Origin of the sequence: Pseudomonas veronii (assembly GCF_001439695.1) — a bacterium.
Lineage (GTDB): Bacteria > Pseudomonadota > Gammaproteobacteria > Pseudomonadales > Pseudomonadaceae > Aquipseudomonas > Aquipseudomonas veronii.
On record NZ_JYLL01000063.1, the window covers coordinates 1 to 4,280 of the forward strand.

At 55.3% G+C, this 4,280-nt stretch carries 1 protein-coding gene and 4 pseudogenes; 3 read left to right on the plus strand and 2 right to left on the minus strand.

Annotated elements, in window-relative coordinates:
• Positions 1-282: 282 nt before the first annotated feature.
• Positions 283-854 (plus strand): annotated as a pseudogene (locus tag TU80_RS30875) (prolyl oligopeptidase family serine peptidase).
• A 145-nt stretch (positions 855-999) separates the two neighbouring features.
• On the opposite strand, the pseudogene TU80_RS32450 reads toward TU80_RS30875, so the two are convergent.
• A pseudogene (locus TU80_RS32450) lies at positions 1,000-1,173 on the minus strand (transposase domain-containing protein); the annotation flags it as partial.
• A 100-nt stretch (positions 1,174-1,273) separates the two neighbouring features.
• Between TU80_RS32450 and TU80_RS30880 the strand changes: the two are divergent.
• Positions 1,274-1,546: pseudogene (locus TU80_RS30880) on the plus strand (IS3 family transposase); the annotation flags it as partial.
• Between the two features lie 156 nt (positions 1,547-1,702).
• Positions 1,703-2,104 (plus strand): annotated as a pseudogene (locus TU80_RS30885) (transposase); the annotation flags it as partial.
• A gap of 622 nt (positions 2,105-2,726) precedes the next feature.
• On the opposite strand, the gene TU80_RS30890 reads toward TU80_RS30885, so the two are convergent.
• A complete protein-coding gene (locus TU80_RS30890; protein WP_057006132.1) occupies positions 2,727-3,746 on the minus strand; it encodes an IS30 family transposase in 1,020 nt (339 codons plus the stop codon).
• Between the last annotated feature and the right edge of the window lie 534 nt (positions 3,747-4,280).

Consider the following 4,280-nt stretch of genomic DNA (forward strand, 5'->3'; position numbering starts at 1 on the left):
GCGATGTTGTGGGTCAGTTCCAGTGCCCGAGCGAGACGCATAAAAAAATCCGATGCCAGTGTAGGCATCGGATTTTGATTTTTTGCGGCCAAAGGTCAAGCGAGAAGGCTTAACTGATCGGCATTAACCCGTGTGCCGTACTTTCTGGTGCGTCCGAAAAACCTGAAGCTGGATGGCACCGCGCCCACTCTACTGTACGGCTACGGTGGCTTTGAAATCTCGTTGACCCCTTATTATTCCGGAGGCCTAGGTAGTGCTTGGTTGTCAAAGGGTGGGGTTTATGTGGTCGCTAACATCCATGGTGGGGGGGAGTATGGCCCGCGCTGGCATCAGGCGGCACTGAGAGAAAATCGTACTCGTGCCTATGAGGATTTCGCTGCTGTGGCACAGGACCTAATTAATCGCAAGATCACATCGCCGAAATACTTAGGCGTGCAGGGTGAAAGTAATGGCGGTTTGCTAACGGGTAACATGCTCACTCAGTACCCCAAACTATTCGGTGCAGTTGTGGTACAGGTACCGCTGCTCGATATGAAGCGTTTCAACCATCTGTTGGCTGGTGCTTCCTGGATGGCCGAGTATGGCAATCAGACAAGCCGGAAGAGTGGGCCTACATTCAGAAAATCTCCCCATACCACCTATTCGACTCAGCCAAGACCTACCCGCCGGTGTTCTTCCTAACATCGACCCGCGATGACCGCGTACATCCGGGTCATGCCCGCAAGATGGCAGCCAGGATGATCGACGCCAGCAAAGACGTGATTTACTACGAGAACATTGAAGGTGGCCACGGTAGCGCTGCCAGCAATGCTCAGTCGGCGCACATGGACGCTTTAATCTATAGCTTCTTGTGAGAGCATTTGAGCAAGAAATAAGAATCTGACAGTCGAGGCCGCGATAAAAAGATTGTCCGGTTGTTACGTTTTCCGACGCTGCGATTTGCGAACCTAAAACGGTTGCCACTTATGTGTATCCGTCCGGGCATCACGCCTTGCGTGATTAAACCGGCTGCCACCTATGCGGCAGCAGTTGGTCGATCTCACTCGACCGCTGCGTCGGCAGCCGCGTGAGGACATCCTTTAGATACGCGTACGGATCATGCCCATTCAGCCGCGCAGACTGGATCAAGCTCATGATCGCCGCTGCCCGTTTTCCGCTACGTAGCGACCCGGCGAGTCGAGTCAGCCGAAGGGAATTTCACCCCTCGGCTGCTCACAGAACCGTACGTGACAGTCTCCCGCCATACGGTTCTTGATCACACATTCGATGCGCGCAGTATCGGATGCCTATCTACCGCCGCGTGCTGAGCGAGCGTGCGGTAAAGCCAAGCATGTCCCGCAAAGGAAATTGCTATGACAATGCGGCTATGGAAAGCTTTTTTGGCACGTTGAAATCAGAGTTCTTTTACCTGAACAAATTCAACAGTCTCGATGAGCTTGAAGCGGGTATATAGGGCTACATACACTACTACAATCATTCGCGAATCAGGCTGAAGCTAAGTGGCCTGAGCCCTGTGGAATACAGGACTCAAGCACGACTGGCATAGAAGGTGTCCAACATTTCGGGGCCAGATCAAAATACGTGGACACCATCGCCCTTATCATCAGGATTACCATGCGCCAAAGAACCCCTGGTAATCCCCCCTGAAATCAGTGCTCGCCAGATGTAGAATTTTCTCCTAATAGGATCAAGGAAATTTTGCGTGAAAACATCACGTTTTTCAGACAGCCAAATCATCGCCATCCTCAAGCAAGCCGAAGCCGGTAGTCCGGCACCAGAGCTATGTCGCGAGCACGGCATCAACTCGGCCACTTTTTACAAATGGCGAACCAAATACGGCGGTATGGATGCGTCACTTGATGCCTCGGTTGCGCGAGCTTGAGGAGGAAAACCGTCGCCTCAAGAAGATGTACGCCGAGGAACGCCACAAAGCCGAAATCATCCAGGAGGCGATGGCAAAAAAGTGGTGAAGCCATCTCGACGACGGGAGATGGCGCTGCAAGCGGTTTGTTCAGGTCGGATCAACATCAAACTGGCGTGTAGTGCCTTCGGTGTCAGCGTCGCCTGTTATCGCTACCAGCCACGTTTGCCTTCTGAGAATGCATAGATTGCCGATCTCCTGATTCGTTTGACGCATAACCGTAAGCCTCCAGCCCAGCCACCTGTAATTCCCTACCTCAACTCGCCACGCTGTGCTCTCCAAAAAAGGAGCACACATGAAACCACCCACCACACTCACTGCCCGGCGCACATTCTGGGCTGAACATGTCCAGGCATGGCGCAGCAGTGGGTTCACGCAAGTCGCCTACAGCCCGCAGAATTCGGAAAAAATCGTACGCGTGCGACGTGAAGTCGCACCAGTTATTGTCTCACCTCGATAGAGGTAGTGAGACTCGTTGCTCCCTCAACGGTAGCCTACCGGTGCAGGCGAAGCTGGCAACGGCTTGGTCTGAAGCCACCGGGACAATGAAGTCCTTCGAAAGAGAAGGAAAAGCCGCGAGGTAATTCCAACCGCTACCAGCATCAGGTGGCGAGGATGCTTGGCTGGATAATATGACCAACATAAGTGAACTGTTGATAAACCTCGTTATTTTTAACAAGCCAAAGATGCTGACAGGCTTGGACCAAAAGGTGAGTGATGGGTTGCTCGATTACGTACTGCGGGCATAGGGACATAAACATCACCGGGGGAAAGACAGGGCGGACTCAAGTTCCAAGTGCAACAGTCAGTTGACCGTATTCAAGTTATTGGTCGCCAGGAGCTGCAGGTGCTCGGTCAGCACCTCTATGGGGAATTTCCAGCCCAGGGTTTGGCGCGGCCGCGTGTTCAACAGGTCAGCGATCTCATCGAGCCGCTCCTGAGTCACCAGCGACAGGTCCGTTCCCTTGGGCAGATACTGGCGCAGCAGCCCGTTGGTGTTCTCGTTGCTGCCCCGCTGCCAGGGGCTGTGGGGGTCGGCGACGTAGATCTTCATGCCCGTGCGTGCGCTCAGTTCGGCGTGCTTGGCCATTTCACTGCCCTGGTCGTGGGTCATGGTCTTGAGCAACGAGGGGGCCATGCGTGACAGCTCTCGGGTCATCGCCTCGAGGGCGGCGTCTGCGCTGGGGACCTCGAGTTTGGCCAGGATCACGAAGCGACTGGTGCGTTCGACCATCGTCGCCACCGCCGAGCGGTTGCCGGCCCCCATGATCAAGTCACTCTCCCAATGCCCTGGAACCTGCCGGCCTTCGACCTCCTCCGGGCGCTGGCGAATGTTCTGCTCAGCCGGATAACGCTCACCTCGGCTGGCGTTACGGCTACGCGGACGTCGCTTGCCCTGGCCTTGGCGCAGGTAGCCGATGAGCTGGCGCTTGAGCTCGCCGCGGGGGAATGCGTAGATCGTCAGGTAGATCGTTTCGTGACTCACATGCCACTCGGGGTTGTCCGGCCAGTTGGCCTTCAGTCTGGCGGCGATCTGCTGGGGAGACCAGCCCTTGGCGAGCATCCGGGTGACCACCTGGAACAGCTCGGTGCCCAGCAGCAGGCAACGCTGGCGGCGCGGTCTGTGGCGCAACGTCCGGGCCCTGGCCACAGCGACGCTCACATCATAGTGCCCATCTTCAGCATTACGGCGTAGCTCACGGCTCAGACTGCTGGGCGAACGTTCCAACACCTGGGCGATGACCCTCAGGCTGTCACCTTGCCGGCGCATGAGCATCAGTGTCACTCGCTCTTCGGTATTCAAGTGGCTGTAGGTCTTTTTCATCGCAACACCTTACCTCAGGTGTTGCACTTGCTCCTTGAGACCGCCCAGGGTCTACGTTATTCATGTAACTGGTGTGGAACACGGTAAGCCCATATTTCTGCCAAGAACATCGGGCAAGCGAACTGCAAGGAACGCTGATGGAGGTGTGGGTAGAGGATTGAGGAAAAAGCAAATGCCACCCTGTAATCGGGTGGATAGGGGTGAAAATATCATCTCACGCGAAAGCGGGCAGACTTCCTCATGGTCTCTCTGTAGTGGTCTAATGAAATCTATGGTCACCCCCATTTTTGCAATGCTGGTTAACGGGCGAAGTGGTTGGCTTGCTTAAATCTATCCGGCGTCTGTATGAGGCATGCCCCGCGCCATGATGAGAGTCGCGCCTGGCGATCCTGAAAACCGGAGCGGCCTCTAAAGCCGTTTCATAAGTCAGGTTCTTCGCCAGGCCGGTGTGCCGTTCACGTCATCCATTTTTCAGCTATCGCAAAACCTGAAGGTGCCTCGTGGTACTGCAACAACAGTAGGGTCAGGCCGCCA

Bases quoted from the DNA above. Each gene is read 5' to 3' on its own strand.
- TU80_RS30890 (WP_057006132.1), bottom strand. From the start codon at position 3,746: ATGAAAAAGACCTACAGCCACTTGAATACCGAAGAGCGAGTGACACTG.